The 13875-nt window shown below is 59.6% G+C and carries 19 protein-coding genes and 1 tRNA gene; 10 read left to right on the top strand and 10 right to left on the bottom strand.

Features of this window, described 5'->3' with window-relative positions; all coding sequences use genetic code 11:
* Positions 1-95: 95 nt before the first annotated feature.
* From KYK29_RS05000 to KYK29_RS04975, 6 genes are all read right to left on the bottom strand, one after another.
* Positions 96-1133 carry a DUF6551 family protein gene (locus KYK29_RS05000; protein ID WP_254689732.1) on the bottom strand — a complete coding sequence of 346 codons (1038 nt, stop codon included), beginning with the start codon at positions 1131-1133 and terminating at the stop codon, positions 96-98.
* A complete protein-coding gene (locus tag KYK29_RS04995; protein WP_254689731.1) occupies positions 1130-1360 on the bottom strand; it encodes a hypothetical protein in 231 nt (76 codons plus the stop codon). Before KYK29_RS04995 ends, KYK29_RS05000 begins: the two co-directional genes overlap by 4 nt.
* Entirely contained in the window at positions 1357-1617 is a 261-nt protein-coding gene (locus KYK29_RS04990) for a hypothetical protein (RefSeq protein WP_254689730.1), read from the bottom strand. The genes KYK29_RS04995 and KYK29_RS04990 overlap by 4 nt, the downstream gene beginning before the upstream one ends.
* Positions 1614-3353, bottom strand: coding sequence for a toprim domain-containing protein (locus tag KYK29_RS04985; protein WP_254689729.1), 1740 nt, complete (start codon positions 3351-3353; stop codon positions 1614-1616). Before KYK29_RS04985 ends, KYK29_RS04990 begins: the two co-directional genes overlap by 4 nt.
* Position 3354: 1 nt before the next feature.
* Positions 3355-4113, bottom strand: a complete 759-nt coding sequence (locus KYK29_RS04980; RefSeq protein ID WP_254689728.1) for a YdaU family protein — start codon at positions 4111-4113, stop codon at positions 3355-3357.
* Between the two features lie 229 nt (positions 4114-4342).
* Positions 4343-4528: a hypothetical protein gene (locus tag KYK29_RS04975; RefSeq protein WP_254689727.1), complete on the bottom strand. Its 186-nt coding sequence runs from the start codon at positions 4526-4528 to the stop codon at positions 4343-4345.
* 315 nt (positions 4529-4843) lie between these two features.
* Here KYK29_RS04975 and KYK29_RS04970 point away from each other — a divergent pair, with 315 nt between their 5' ends.
* The 3 genes from KYK29_RS04970 (at position 4844) to KYK29_RS04960 (ending at position 7580) form a co-directional block, all read left to right on the top strand.
* Entirely contained in the window at positions 4844-5578 is a 735-nt protein-coding gene (locus KYK29_RS04970) for a LexA family protein (RefSeq protein ID WP_254689726.1), read from the top strand.
* A 112-nt stretch (positions 5579-5690) separates the two neighbouring features.
* A complete protein-coding gene (locus tag KYK29_RS04965) occupies positions 5691-6002 on the top strand; it encodes a hypothetical protein (RefSeq protein WP_254689725.1) in 312 nt (103 codons plus the stop codon).
* Positions 6003-6143: 141 nt separating this feature from the next.
* Entirely contained in the window at positions 6144-7580 is a 1437-nt protein-coding gene (locus KYK29_RS04960; protein WP_254689724.1) for an ATP-dependent nuclease, read from the top strand.
* 112 nt (positions 7581-7692) lie between these two features.
* On the opposite strand, the gene KYK29_RS04955 is transcribed toward KYK29_RS04960, so the two are convergent.
* Positions 7693-8001, bottom strand: a complete 309-nt coding sequence (locus KYK29_RS04955) for a hypothetical protein (RefSeq protein ID WP_254689723.1) — start codon at positions 7999-8001, stop codon at positions 7693-7695.
* Positions 7991-8227 carry a hypothetical protein gene (locus tag KYK29_RS04950; RefSeq protein WP_254689722.1) on the bottom strand — a complete coding sequence of 79 codons (237 nt, stop codon included), beginning with the start codon at positions 8225-8227 and terminating at the stop codon, positions 7991-7993. Before KYK29_RS04950 ends, KYK29_RS04955 begins: the two co-directional genes overlap by 11 nt.
* Before the next feature lie 370 nt (positions 8228-8597).
* On the opposite strand from KYK29_RS04950, the gene KYK29_RS04945 reads away from it, so the two are divergent.
* The 5 genes from KYK29_RS04945 (at position 8598) to KYK29_RS04930 (ending at position 11365) form a co-directional block, all read left to right on the top strand.
* Positions 8598-8960 (top strand): hypothetical protein, encoded by a 363-nt coding sequence (locus KYK29_RS04945; RefSeq protein ID WP_254689721.1) that lies wholly within the window; start codon positions 8598-8600, stop codon positions 8958-8960.
* A complete protein-coding gene (locus tag KYK29_RS04940) occupies positions 8957-9313 on the top strand; it encodes a hypothetical protein (protein ID WP_254689720.1) in 357 nt (118 codons plus the stop codon). The genes KYK29_RS04945 and KYK29_RS04940 overlap by 4 nt, the downstream gene beginning before the upstream one ends.
* Positions 9314-9502: 189 nt before the next feature.
* Positions 9503-9628: a hypothetical protein gene (locus KYK29_RS22450; protein ID WP_302795387.1), complete on the top strand. Its 126-nt coding sequence runs from the start codon at positions 9503-9505 to the stop codon at positions 9626-9628.
* Positions 9625-9879: a hypothetical protein gene (locus tag KYK29_RS04935; RefSeq protein WP_254689719.1), complete on the top strand. Its 255-nt coding sequence runs from the start codon at positions 9625-9627 to the stop codon at positions 9877-9879. The genes KYK29_RS22450 and KYK29_RS04935 overlap by 4 nt, the downstream gene beginning before the upstream one ends.
* A gap of 199 nt (positions 9880-10078) precedes the next feature.
* On the top strand, positions 10079-11365 hold the full coding sequence (locus tag KYK29_RS04930; protein WP_254689718.1) for a site-specific integrase: 1287 nt from the start codon (positions 10079-10081) through the stop codon (positions 11363-11365).
* 24 nt (positions 11366-11389) lie between these two features.
* Here the strand turns inward: KYK29_RS04930 and KYK29_RS04925 are convergent.
* Both KYK29_RS04925 and cpdR1 read right to left on the bottom strand, forming a co-directional pair.
* A tRNA-Val gene (locus KYK29_RS04925) sits at positions 11390-11464 on the bottom strand.
* A gap of 94 nt (positions 11465-11558) precedes the next feature.
* Entirely contained in the window at positions 11559-11921 is a 363-nt protein-coding gene (gene cpdR1 / locus KYK29_RS04920; RefSeq protein ID WP_254689717.1) for a response regulator CpdR1, read from the bottom strand.
* A 186-nt stretch (positions 11922-12107) separates the two neighbouring features.
* On the opposite strand from cpdR1, the gene KYK29_RS04915 reads away from it, so the two are divergent.
* Both KYK29_RS04915 and hisN read left to right on the top strand, forming a co-directional pair.
* Positions 12108-12992 (top strand): N-formylglutamate amidohydrolase, encoded by an 885-nt coding sequence (locus KYK29_RS04915; protein ID WP_254689716.1) that lies wholly within the window; start codon positions 12108-12110, stop codon positions 12990-12992.
* A 99-nt stretch (positions 12993-13091) separates the two neighbouring features.
* Positions 13092-13865 (top strand): histidinol-phosphatase, encoded by a 774-nt coding sequence (gene hisN / locus KYK29_RS04910; RefSeq protein WP_254689715.1) that lies wholly within the window; start codon positions 13092-13094, stop codon positions 13863-13865.
* The last annotated feature ends 10 nt before the right edge of the window (positions 13866-13875 follow it).

Genomic DNA, 13875 nt, shown 5'->3' with positions numbered 1-13875 from the left:
AAACAATTGGGAGAGGCTGCCCATGCGGCCTCTCTATTCCAGGATCAATCTGACGCGACGAACGAACTTTGATGCTGGAGTTGGAGGATGAGTGCTCATGCTGCTGCCTTTCGCTTCTTCCGGGTCTTCCTGAACCACTGGACGGCCAGCGCGCGCCAAACTGGCACCTTCTGCGCCACGCTGAACACCTTGGCCTCATGCTCGGCAGTCTTGCCGCTGGTCTCGATTTCCTTCGTCAGATCCTCCGGCTCGAACTGGTCGCAGAACTCCGGCTCGGTCATGAGGTATTCGACGGCCTTGATGTGATCGGCGGCGATGGGCGCAAGGTTGGCCTTGGCCAGAACTTCCAAAACCATGCGGGCCTTCATGACGCCGCGCTTGTCGACGAGGGCCTTGATTGCCGAAATGGAAATCGTCTCGGCAGGCTTGAAATCCGACCGGCTTGGCGGCGATCGCATGATCGTCACGCCGGCGCGCTCGCAGGTTTTCAGCACGTCGAGGGCGTCGTCATCGCCGGCTGTGACTTCGGCGAAGAACACCTGCAAGGGCGTGACAGCCACGCGCTGGGTGTTCTGCCCAACGAAGGCCGCAGCCTGTGCTGCCGTCTCTGCCGCCTCGACGATCATCACCGGGATCATGGTGATGTCGGGATGGCTCGCCGCAGCAATCGCTGTGTGCTGGCCGTCCAGAACCTTCAGGACAGTCTGGCCATCGTGCTCGGCATAGGCACAAATGGGTGGCTTAAACTTGGTCCAGCAGAACGCCTCAACGATGCGCCTGATTTGACGCAGGCCACGCTCACCGACCGAACGCTGATAGGCTGGATCAACGAAGAGTGCCTTCGGATCAACCCGCTCGCATATGGGCTCGCCTGTCACGGGCTCATCCGTGTCGAGGTCAGTGATGTTGATAGGCTCGATAGGGCGAAGACTTTCGACCGGGCGGAAAGCGCCGGTTCGGATCTGATCGTTCACCGTCTTGATGGCGAGCTTGACCGTCGCGTCATCCGCCATCGGGAATTCCGTGGCGATCATCAGGGCGATGAACGACGCGCGGTCCTCGTCGCTCGTCGGCATTCCTCTGCGGCGCAGGTCGTCGACGACGTGGTCGGCGATGGTGGCATGGTCGGTCATGCTGGCACCCTTTCGGTTTGGCGCTCGCGAACGGCGTCAGCAAGAATCGCGGCAAGGAAATGATAGGCAGCGTCAGGCTTGCCGGGAGGCGCTGCCGAAATTTCGGTCCGCACGAGAAAATTGAGTTGCTTGACCTCTTCGTCGGCGAGCGTGGCGCAGAAGGTTTCCGCCGACTGGCGAAGGTCGAAGGCGAAGTTGCAGAACGTGACGTAATCTTGATCGATCATGCCGGCACCGCCTGCGGGAAAAGCTCCCGCGCTTTTGCCAAGGCCTGCATGAACGCGCCGTGGTCAACCCACTGCTTCATTGCCATATGCTCAGGCCACATTTCATCATGAACATTGTCGGTCGATATCCAGTAACCGCCGCCGCCTGGAACCTCCTCAAGCGCGATTGTGGTGACGCGCCACTGGCTGTTGCGCCACAGTTCCCGCTCGCCTTCGAGCAGGTAGTTTTCATCGAAACCATGCGCGTCTCTGCTCATAGATATTCCTCCCTTCCGAGGGGCTGATAACTGCCTGGGATTTGCTCGAAGCGGCGGTCAGCTCCAACGAACTGGAGCTGGATCGATCCGACCATGCCGCAAACCGGTTGACGTCGGATCTTCTGCGAGATGACGAAGGTCACGCCCTTCTGGTAGTCGCGGTAGACGACGATCCCTGCGTCCGCCTTGTTGCGCCAGTGTGCGCTTCCCGCGAGGTCATAGAGTTGCGGCACCGGTTCCCGGCCGTCGACGGGCGGACCAAGCTTGCGCGGATGGATAACCATCCAGACGGTGCAGTCATGGAGCTTTCCGAACCGCTTGCACTTGGAAATCAACTGCGACACGAATTCGGTTTCGGTGAGTGTCGAAGGGCGCGAGGCTTCGATCTCATTGTACGGATCGAGCACGATGTTGGTCACGCCGTACCGGATGACGGCGGCGCGCGCACGCTCCAGAAGCCAGTCAATGGAGGGGGTATGCTCCAGCGTACCGATCAGGAATACACGCTCTCGAAGCCACAGCATGGCGTCTTGCACATCGCCCGGAGACATGCGCAACGACGGACCGTCGTAGAACGGATTTCCTGCCCAGATTTCGCAAAGGTCTGCGATCTGGTTTTCATGCCCGGTCTCTGGAGAAAATATCGCCCATCGCTCGTCACGAAGCCGCGCCGTCTGCACGATGATCTGCGAAAGAACTCGCGATTTTCCGTGGTTTGGAATACCCGTTACGGCGACAAACTGGCCGGGAATGTATTTGAACGCCCTGTCCAGTTCTGGCCATCCGGTCGACCTCGGTTGCGGTCCTCTTCCGTGATAGAGGTCCATCACGCCAGCCGAGAAGTCATCGATATCGTGCAAGCCTTCGATCGGCCACGGCTCGGCGAACTCGACGGATCGGCGCAGATCGTCGGCGCCGAGCTTCACAAGGCATTCGTTTCCATCCTTGATGCCGGTCGGCATCTTGACCCGATAGCAGCGGTCACGGCCAACCCGTTTGGCGATTTCCTGAGCCAAACGCTCGCCCGGCTCGTCCATGTCGGTTGCGATCAGAACCCGCTTGACCTTCGTGATAAGTTCCCAATGGGTGCCGAAAGGCTCGTAGCGCTTCTCGCTCTCTTCCAGTCCGGAGGGTGCCCCGTTCGGCAGGGACACGACATGATGGAAGCCGGCTTCGACGAACGACATGACATCGATCTCTCCCTCGGCGATGATCAAATCCTCGCCGGCACCGATGGAATCCGCATTGAAGAAAACCGGCTCGGGATCCTTCTCCTGGCGGAAGTGCTTGTCGGCCGTGCGGTACTTCACGTTCCGCAGTTCGCCGTCCCACTCGTAGGGGAACGCGATGCAATCCTCTTCCTGCTTCGTTTGCGGAAACCATTGTCGGGTCTTGTAGATCCCCATGTTCTGGACGGTTTCCGCCGAGATGCCGCGCTTGCCGAACCAAGTCAGCAACGTCTCCGGACGGTCGCGACGTGCCGGGCGTTCGGGTTTGCGGTAAACCCTGCGCTCCCGAGCAGGGCGATATCCCTCACCGCCTGCGCCGCCCGAAAAGCCACAGTGGTGGCAATGCCAGACGGCGCGCCCTTCCGCCTCGACCGTCACGCTGAGGCAGGGATCGTTCTTCTTCCGTCGGTTGCTGCTGCAAGCCGGGCACGTCGTCTTGTGGCTGCCGTGGCGATAATCCCGCAGACGAATCCCGTTCTCGTTGAGGGCGTTCTGGACATCGGCCATGTCAGCGCCTCCCGCCGAACAGGAAGTCGTTCGTCAGCTCGTCGTCGGCGCGAGGTGTACCGCGACCGGTCCCGCTCTTTCGCGCCTTCCGGTCGTCGGCAGATTTGCGGATCCAGTTTCGCCACGCCGCTGTCCAGTCGAGCTTGACGCCCTTCTGCCCGGGCTGCTGCCGCCAGTGGTCGCGAAACCTGTCCGCCTCCCGGTCGATCTCCGGATCCGTGAAGCCTTCGTTCTCGCCGAAGGATCGATCCGGCTGCCAATCATCCGGCAATCGAAAACCGCGTTTTTTGGAAGAACCGATAGGTTCTTCTTTTACTACTATCTGAGCTTCTGAGATTGGTTGAACATCCGTTGAACGCTCGCTGAACGGATGTTGATCCGGTTCCTTGTTTTTCCTACGCTTTTCCGCAGATGCCTTGCCCGCGAAAGATTGTTGCTTCAGCATTTTTGCGCGGTTGCTGAACGCATTTTCGCAGCGCACATTCCACAATCCGCAGTTCAAACGGACTATTTTTTCGTCATCGACCAACATGTCGACGACCTTTCGGAATGTGCGCGTGTCGGTCCCGCACATCCGCGCCAGACGCTCGTCCGGCTGATCCAGGGCAACTCCGCGATTGTACATTTCATTGAGCAGCACGGTGTAGATTCCGACTTCCAGAGCTTTCATTCCTCGGATGCCGCCCAGGAAATCATCCTGAAACCACTGCACATAAGGCAGCAGGCAATGACGGTAATCCGGCACATATTCAGGAGGCACGGCTACCTCCTCATCGCCAACCAGCGGTGAAAGAGGGCGTTTGCGATATACGCCTCCAGCAGCCCGCCAGAGCGCCGGAGCGCGTGCATCGCGTCGAGATAGTCGTCGAAGGCGTCCCGCTCCCGGTTCCGCGCGTCGGCGCTTGAATGCCGGCAATCGGAAAGGCCAGGCGCTTCCTTCCGTGGGACTGCATCGAGGCCGCTTCCTTCCGTGGGACTGCATCGGGGCGTCATCCGTGCGCCCTCCGATAGACCTGCATCTTGCGCGCCTTCTCGACGGCCTCGGCGACCTCGTATCGGTCGAGGCCGAAGCGCTCCTGAAGTTCACGTCGAAGGCCGTCAGACCAGCGGGGAAGCCCGGCAAGCCACATGGCAGCACGGGTGACGTTGTCAGTGGGGGAGAGGAGGCGGCTCATACGACCGGCCTCTTGGAAGTGCCGTAACGCGCCACCAGCCACCCGTAATTGATACCAGCGATCCGACGTGCTTCAGCCGCAGAGATCACACGCGCCCAATGATGCGGGGCAATGCGGTTACGTTTCTTCATTTGGAACGCGGCCTCTAGGCCGCATTCGATATCGGACGCAAATTCGCGGACAGTCGGCCATCGACCGATGAGTTCAGCAATCGTTGACGGAGTGGTAACCATGCCGACATCGTACCCCTTGTACGAGCATCGCGCAAGTGACATTCGTTCGGCATGTACGATAAAAAGGAGGCAAAGTGTACGAATGAAAAATGAGCCCCGATTTCGACTTCAGCAAGCTCGCGCAAAAGCAGGGTTCAACAGCCCTAGCGAAGCGGCGCGGGCTTTCCCCCGCGACATCAACAGGAACACGCTGATAAGCCATGAGAACGGAAATAGAGCGATCTCGAAGAAGGCGGCCGAAAAATATGGTGAGCTGTTCGGGGTTGCGGCCGCGTGGATCCTCTTCGACACGACAGACGAAACTGGCGCAGCCGTGCCTAACGAAGTATCACTTTCACGCGTCGGCATGACGGCCGCAAAGGTGGCGGGCGTCGTAGAGGCAGGCACGTTCCGTGAGGTCGACGAATTCGATCAGTCAGAGCGGATTGAGGTAGCCCTACCCCGCGACGAACTATTCCCGAACGCCCGCCAGCTGCTGTTCGATTGCTCTGGCGACAGCATGAACGACCTTAAGCCGCGGCCGATCCTGCAAGGAGACCGATTGGTGTGCCTCGCCTACGATGACGTGGAGCACCTGGTCGAGCTAAAATCTGGCATGGTGGTTGTCGTCGAGCGAACGCGCGACAGCGGCCATTTCCGCGAATGGTCGGTCAAGCAGATCGAGCTTTATCCCGACCGCGCCGAATTTCACCCGAGATCTACGAACCCGAAGCATAAGCCGATCGTTATCCGGCAGGATCATGACGCCGACGACGGCGTGACTGTGCAGGTAATCGCGCTGGTGCGGCGGGTTATGAACGAGATGCCGGGATTCTAGAGATGAACAAGCCCAAGCCTCCCTGCGAACGTGCCGCTCGCGCCCTGTGTACGTCGAAAGCAGCGTTGTCGCCGGAGGAATGGGAGAGGGTGAAAGCTGAGGGGCCGCACGGTTGAGCCACACGACCGACTTCATTGCCGAACTGTATCGCGCCGCCAACGAGATCGGAAAGCTGACGCCCTTTGAAAAGCGCCGGCTTATCGAAAGGGCCGTCATCACCGTGCGAGACATGCGGGAGCAGGCGGCCGCCTCAGATCCAGATCGGACAGGCGGTGACGTGCTCGACGGCATCGAGGCGATCACCCTCGATATCGCAAGCGTTCCTGACGCTCTCGTCGGTCATGCGATGCTGGAAGCCGCCGATATGATACGAACGCTCAAAATTCTGCTAGACGCTAAGGGCGAGACCTTGGACAAGACTTAGGATCCGGAGGCGTGAGCGGTGTAATCAAGACGCTGCGGGTGCTGATGGAGGAAAAGGAAGCGTTGCTTCGAGGAGAGTGAAGTCGGGATCAAGCGGCGCTGAACTTAGTTGAGCGCCGCCTAGAGGCGGCATGGAGGGGAAATGGCGCTATCCAGTGAAATGCGAAAATTGCTGAACAAGTGGCAGACAGGGACATCCTGGCCGAAACGCTTGGAGTGGGTCGAAATCACAGGAGTACGAGGTTGGACCGGTCAGAGAATTGACTTTCAGTTTCCGATCACTGCCCTCGTAGGCGAAAACGGCTCGGGGAAAAGCACAGTCCTTCAAGCTGCTGCGGCCAGTTACAGGTCTGCTCCGAAGGATCGCTACGCCTCTGACTTCTTCCCTGACACGCCCTTTGAGAAGATAACCGGAGCGACAATCCGGTTTTCGTATCGGCAGGGGCAGAACACAGCAACGGGCACAGTACGCAAACCGACAAACCGATGGCGCGGGAACCCGGAGAGGCCTGAGCGACCAGTGGAGTATGTGGATTTGCGCCGTATCCAGCCTGTTGGGGCGAGAATGGGCTACGCAAGAATGCTCAAGTCGGGTGTGGCCGAAGGCGTCTTCACAGCCTTCGATATCCCGCGCCTAGCTCGCCTCACGGAGATAGTTGGCAAGAAGTATGTGAAAGCTGGCATATCCACAACAGATGCCGGCGAGGACAAGCCGATACCGGTCCTAGAAATTTCTGGTACGCGCTATTCGGGCTTCCACCAAGGGGCCGGAGAAATTGCGGCCGCAGAACTTCTGGCCGTAGATTATCCGAAATATGGTCTTGTGCTGATTGATGAGGTTGAAACTTCGCTTCACCCCAGAGCTCAGCGGCGATTGATGCGAGACCTCGCGCGGATAGCGCGAGAGCAAGAACTGCAGATCATTCTGTCGACGCACTCCCCATATGTTTTGGACGAGCTCCCACCAGAGGCGAGAATTTATCTTATGGATGGCGCAGCCGGGAAGGCAGCGGTTGTAGGAGTCAGCCCTGATTTCGCTATGACGCGGATGGATGAAGAGCAGCATCCAGAATGCGATATCTACGTCGAAGATGTCAGAGCAGAGATATTAATTGCAGAATCACTTGCAAGAATTGATCGCGATCTGCTCTCTCGGTCGAAAATAATCCCCTTTGGTGCAGCGTCTGTAGGCGTTGCCCTAGGTCAGATGGCCAGCCAAAACCGCTTCCCCCGACCCTCGCTGGTTTTCCTCGATGGGGACCAATCAGCATCAGCAGGCTGCATTCTGCTGCCGGGAGATGAAGCCCCAGAAAGGGTTGTTTTCGAGGCACTTCACAACATCCAATGGGTTGGCGTGCCGGAGCGAATAGGGCGCGCGGCATCTGAAACAATCGACGCCCTTAACCAAGCAATGTCTAGCATTGACCACCACAAATGGCCGAACGAGGTGGGCGACAAACTGGCTGTAGGCGGGAACATCGTGTGGCAAGCCCTTTGCTCAGCATGGGCAGAGAAGTGTGCAAGCCAATCAGATCTAGACGGAATCGCGCTTCCCGTCAGAGACGCCTTATCCCCCTAAATCTATGACGCCCCGCTTCGGCGGGGTGTCTTTTTGCCTACAGCCTCTGTAGCGCCATCAGTTGCCCGGTGAGGTAACCCCGCCCGCCTTTCCGGCGGGCTTTTTCGTTCCGTCACGCAGCAAATGACCGGCGACCGCCAGCGTCGAATTCACGGCAAGCGGCAGAGATATCCGCCATGAGCCAAGGCTTCGGCGGGGTACACATGCGTGATACGCCCTCCGCATCAATGAAGTTCATGACTGGCAGGATACAGAAGTCGTCATCGTCGCCGACTGGCCCAAGCCGTGCGATCTTAAAGCTGTGACCGGGAAACCGGTTGCCCAGGTAAGCCTCCATCCGCTCCTTCGCCGCGAAGATCTCCGACCGGCGCGCGTATGGCGGCACGATGATGAATTCCAGAACCTCTTTCTCAATGGTCATGAACATATCCTCCTTCTATGCCGACGAGCTGCGCAATGACGCTTCCGCAGGGCCGGCAGTTGAATTTCAGATCGCCCAGAAAGGCGCTCTCGATTAACTCCTCCGGATCGCGAGGGATGCCTTCCCCGACCGGCAGCTTAATGTCTCTCGTGCTCTCTCTCATGCAGTTGTCGCACCGCAGGTAAAGCGTGAACGGCGTTGTCGCCGCTGGAACCACCAAGCCCATTTTGTTCTCCTTTTGTTTCCATAAGAGCAGAACGCGCGATGAGAGTCGAATCGATTCTTGGAGACGCAACCGAACGGTTAATAAATGAAGATCGTACAAAACGTACTTGACGAACGGTTGATAATTTGCGTACATAAAGTACGAGAAAGGCAGATGGGAGATACTAAATGACCTTCACCACCACTACCCCGGCTGCGGTTCGACGAGATCGATCTGCCCGAGCAGCTATCATCGGCACTGAACTTTCCGATGGCGGTGGGTACATTGTCACGACGGGTGTGACTTGGGTTTCCGTACCGTGCCAGCAGAATAGCGGCTGACGGCGCCCCACGCGCCGCGCCTCACCTTTTCCATTTCTGAGGATACGACAATGCCGAACACATCGATTCAGGCAGATGGCGGAGCTATGCCCGCAGCCTCTGCGAACGACGAAGCCCTCTACACCAAAGATAACTTTCCGATCCCCTATGCCGGCATCATGCCAACGGATGACCTGTTTGCGGCGCGGGCCTTCCTGCGCGTCGTTCAGGGCGCGATTGAGCGAGCGTGCGGCAACAGGCACGGCATGAGCAAAGACGAAGCAAATGACATGCTACATGTCGTCGGCACCGTGGGGGACGCACTGGAAACATTGCAGCGTCTTCTGGATGACAGCGAAATCCCGAGCATGCACCACGAGTATGCGCGTATCCGCCGTGAGCGTCTTGTGGAAGCATCGGAGGTCGCACAATGAAAACGACCCGCCGCACGTTTCTTGGTGGTCTCGTCGCCACATCTGTCCCGGCGTTCGGCGTCTCTGCCGCCGAACCGGAAATTCAAAGCATCGACGCTTTCCTTGCCGAAGCCTCGCCAGACGAACGCGCCCGCTATCATGCGAAGGCTCTTGCCGAGGTCATGGCCGAAATGCACCCGGATCATTCGTGGCGAAGCGAAATCGATCACAAGCACCATTTCGTTCTCACCGTCGGCGATCCGGGGAAACGCAAGTCTGCCCGCGTTGCAAAGGTCCATATCGATGACGGGCCTCTGCTTGCCGACGATGTAACTGGCACCACAGCCTTTGCGAACTGGGAGGCGGGCCGATGATCTCCAGTGGCTTCCCCACTTGGCGCGGCCGGCCCATACCTCTGACGCGCAAGGCTATCGAGGACGAAATCGAGAGACTGATTGCCTTCTGGATGTTGCAGATGGTGACCTCGACCTTGAGGACGACGATATCGAAGACATCGATGAGCGCGAACCGCCCTTCGAGACGATCCTTGGAGGTATCGGCGCATGAACACGCGGAATGAAGCGCTGCGAAAGCAGAAAATCGCCGCGGTCCGGGAAGAATTCCATGACTTCAACGATCTTGTCGATGCGATGCAGATGATCGCGTCGACGGAAGGAGTTGGGAGATGAACCAGACCCTCAAGAGCCTCCAGCGGGTGGCTGGCTCCATCCGCCAACAGCGCAAGGAACAAACGCGCAAGCAACACATCGCCGACCTACAGGCGAAACTCGAGAAGATACGGGAAGAATTTCGCGCTGAGGAAGCGCGTGCCGAATTTGCCGAGCGGCAGGTGCGCCAGATCGCGGCCGAACGAGACCTGTGGAAACATCAGGCGCAGGAAGCGCTGACCAAGCTGAAATCGCTGGGGGTGACGACGTGAACCCGCTCGCCGCCTTCGACCAACTGATAACCGAGGCCGATGCCTGTAAACGATACCCGCTACTTCTCAGCCCGCGTGAGTTGCGCGCGGCGCGACAAAATGCGGAAATAGCCTGGACGGAGGGGAAGAAGGGGGTGGTGCTCTATCACCCTCGCGACCTCGCCGAGTATCTGGGTTCCAAGTCGCGTGGAGTAAGCCAATGTCGAAAAGGCTCTGGGAATATGGTGGGTACTGGATCGCCGGCGCCCACGGCACGGAAACGCTCTATGCCTACTGGTACGACGACGGAAGACGCGCAACGCGTCGCCGATCGCTTGGCACAAAAATACTCGACGAAGCGAAGGAGCGACTGATTGCGCTGGCCGGCGCGTCCAAGTCGGACACGTCGCGCTCGCCGGATCGCGTGATGCTGCTGGTCGCGCTTGATCACTATTACGACCACGACGTCAGCAAGAAGCCGTCGGCCGATCAGGCGTTTCGTTCGATCACTCTGATCAAGGAATTTCTTGAAGAAAAGATGTTGCCCACGGCGGCCGTGTCGGCGTTCGGGCCGATCCGGCAGCGGGAGTTTATGACGTGGTCGCGTGACAAGCACGAGCATTCGGCGAACACCATCGCTCGCAATCTGTCGGTGGTGTCGGCCGCGTTCCGGTTCGGCAAGCGCCTCGTGGTGGTGAAGGATGGCCTTGGCAACGATCAGGAGATCCAGTTGCTCGACATGGCCCCCGATGTCGTCACGCAGGCCAAGCGCGTCGCGGAGCTTCTGGACCTTCCGCCTCCGCGCCCGCGCGAATGGCTGCCGACCTATGAGGAGTTCGGTAAGTTCATCGACGCGATCGACGTTCGGAAGGAAAACCTCTTCCGCTTCGTCGTCCTGTCGCTCAACACCTGGGCGCGACCGTCCACGGTACTGGAGTTCCGCGACAACGAGGAGGCGGTGAACCGGAGGTTCGGAACGATCGACCTCAACCCGCCCGGCCGGCGTCAAACGATCAAGTACCGCCCGAAGATCCGGCTGACGAACAATCTCGCCGGCTGGCTCGATCTATGGAAGGAACAGGGCAGGGGGATGGGCGATAATGGCGGACCGGCCTTGGACGATGCGCCAGAGCGGCATCGCGGCGCGCCGATGATGTGGGATGGAGCGCCAATCAACGCGATCAAGCGGACATTCGTGCGCCACGCCAAGGATTGCGATCTGCCGAACTTCACGCCCGGAACGATTCGGCACTTCATGGCGACGATGGTTCGCCGACAGAAGCCACCCGTTGACAAGGAGCAGCGAGACGTTTGGCTCGGTCACGACGAGAAGCGCACGGCCAACGCCTACGAAGCCTTCGACCCGGATTACCTGCTGGACTGCATGCAAGCGACGGAAAAGGTGATCGCGGAACTGCAAAAGCACACGAAACGGCCGCTTTTTGCGTGCAAGAAACGTGCAAGGCCGGTTTTGAAGGTGGTCGGCGGTCGGAATGATGCCGCGTAACTATTTGATATTCTTGAGTTCGGATGGTGGGCGTGACAGGGATTGAACCTGTGACCCCTACGATGTCAACGTAGTGCTCTCCCGCTGAGCTACACGCCCATCCGATGAGGCGCATAGACCACAAAACCTCCGGCAGCGTCAATAGATATCGTCAGCTTTTTTTCGCCTTTGATTTTGCGGTCTTTTTCGCGCCTCAGGCGGCCAGCATCTTGTTCACTTCATCCACAAGATCGCGCAGGTGGAATGGCTTCGACAGCACCTTTGCATCCTTCGGCGCCTTGGAATCCGGATTGAGCGCGACGGCGGCAAAGCCGGTGATGAACATGACCTTCAGGTCGGGGTCGAGTTCGGTGGCGCGGCGTGCAAGTTCGATGCCGTCCATCTCGGGCATGACGATATCGGTCAGCAGCAGCGAGAAGGGTTCTTCGCGCAGCCTGTCGTAGGCGCTGGCGCCATTGTCGTAGGACAGAACGTCGTAGCCCGCCCTTTCCAGCGCTTTCACCAGAAAGCGGCGCATGTCGTTGTCGTCTTCTGCGAGGAGAATCTTGGGTGTCATGGAATCCGGGAACCGTTGTTATGATTGTCGCCTTCGCGGGCTGTTCCGCTACGAAAGCGTATTCGCGTAAATATAGCGTGAATGTGGCGGGACAACAGCCCGCCGCACGCCGGCCAGTATGGACACGGCCGCAGGGCGCTGGCAACATGCGCGGGAAACGGGCAGAAGCGACGCCGAAGGATGCAGATGACGGAAGGCCCCAGCGAAAACAGAGACTTCGAAGTCCTGGAGCCTGCCGGGCAGAGCGTGCCCCTCGTGTTCAATTCGCCCCATAGCGGCCGGCGCTACCCGGGCGCCTTCCTGGAGCGGTCCAGGCTCGACGGGCTGGCCATCCGTCGTTCCGAAGATCATTACGTCGACGAACTCTTTTCGGTTGCCCCGGCGCTCGGCGCACCGATGCTGGTCGCCCATTTCCCGCGCGCCTGGCTGGACGTCAACCGCGAGCCCTATGAACTCGATCCGCGCATGTTCGATGGATCCTTGCCGTCCTATGCCAATATCGGTTCGATGCGCGTGGCCGGCGGGCTCGGCACGGTGCCGCGGGTGGTCGCCGAGAATATGGAGATCTATCGCCATCGTCTTCCGGTGGAAGAGGCGCTGGAGCGGATCGAAACGGTCTACAAGCCCTATCATGCCTGCCTGCGCCAGCTGCTCGTGCGCACCCATGTCGCCTTCGGCCTGGCGGTGCTGATCGATTGCCATTCCATGCCCGGCAACATCCGTGTGTCGGGAAGCGGCTTGCGGCCCGATTTCATCATCGGCGATCGCTACGGCACCAGTGCCTCGGCGGAGCTGTCGCTGACGGCCATGCGGCTTCTGGAGGACATGGGTTTTTGCGTCGTGCGCAACAAACCCTATGCCGGCGGCTTCATCACCGAACATTACGGCCGGCCGGCCAAGGGGCTGCACGCCCTTCAGATCGAGGTCAACCGCAGTCTCTATGTGGACGAGACGACGCTGGTCCGGAAACCGGATTTCCCGGTGCTCCAGGCGGCGATTTCCGCGTTCCTGAAGGATTTTTCCGATTGCGTGGAGGAATATGCCGCCGACCGTTCGCTCGCGGCGGAATAGGCTTGGGCCGCGCTGCGCGGTTTCGTTTTCGTCCCGGATGCCTTATGCAGGCGTCTTCCTGAATCCTTTCCCCTTCATTCTTCTTCGAAGAGAGTTCGCATGCTTCCCGATCGCGCCTTTTTCGACCTTCTCGCGGATGCCGCCGGGAAGGAAACGCTGCCGCGCTTCCGCGTCGGCGCCGATGTCGTCAACAAGCAGCAGGGCGGTTTCGACCCGGTCACGGAGGGCGACCGTGCGGCGGAAACGGCGATCCGGCGTCTGATCGAGGCGCGGTTTCCCGAGCACGGCATTCTTGGCGAGGAGCACGGTTCGGTCGGTCTCGATCGTGAATACGTCTGGGTCATCGATCCGATCGACGGCACGCGGGCGTTCATTTCCGGGGTGCCGCTATGGGGCACGCTGATCGGTCTCTACCGCAACGGCAAGGCCGTCATGGGGCTCGTCGACCAGCCTTTCACCGGCGAGCGTTATTTCGCCGATGGCGCGACCTCCGCCTATCAGGGCCCGGAGGGCTCCCGCGTGCTGTCGACGCGCGCCTGCGCGGATATCGCCGATGCGATCCTGTTCACCACGTCGCCGCATCTCTTCGAGGGCGATGCGAAAATGCGATTCGAAGCGGTTCAGGACAGGGTTCGCATGTCGCGCTACGGCTGCGATTGCTACGCCTATGCACTGCTGGCTGCCGGACACGTCGATCTGGTCGTCGAATCGGGGCTCAATCCCTATGACGTCGGCGGGCTCATCGCGGTTATCGAGCAGGCGGGAGGCATCATCACCACCTGGGACGGCGGTCCAGCGGAAATGGGCGGCGATATCGTCGCGGCCGGCAGCCGCGCGGTCTATGAGCAGGCGCTGGCGCTGCTGAAAGGCTGACGCCGGCCTG

This window comes from Shinella daejeonensis (genome assembly GCF_024281235.1).
Lineage (GTDB): Bacteria > Pseudomonadota > Alphaproteobacteria > Rhizobiales > Rhizobiaceae > Shinella > Shinella daejeonensis.
This window is presented reverse-complemented; position numbering and strand designations above follow the sequence as displayed.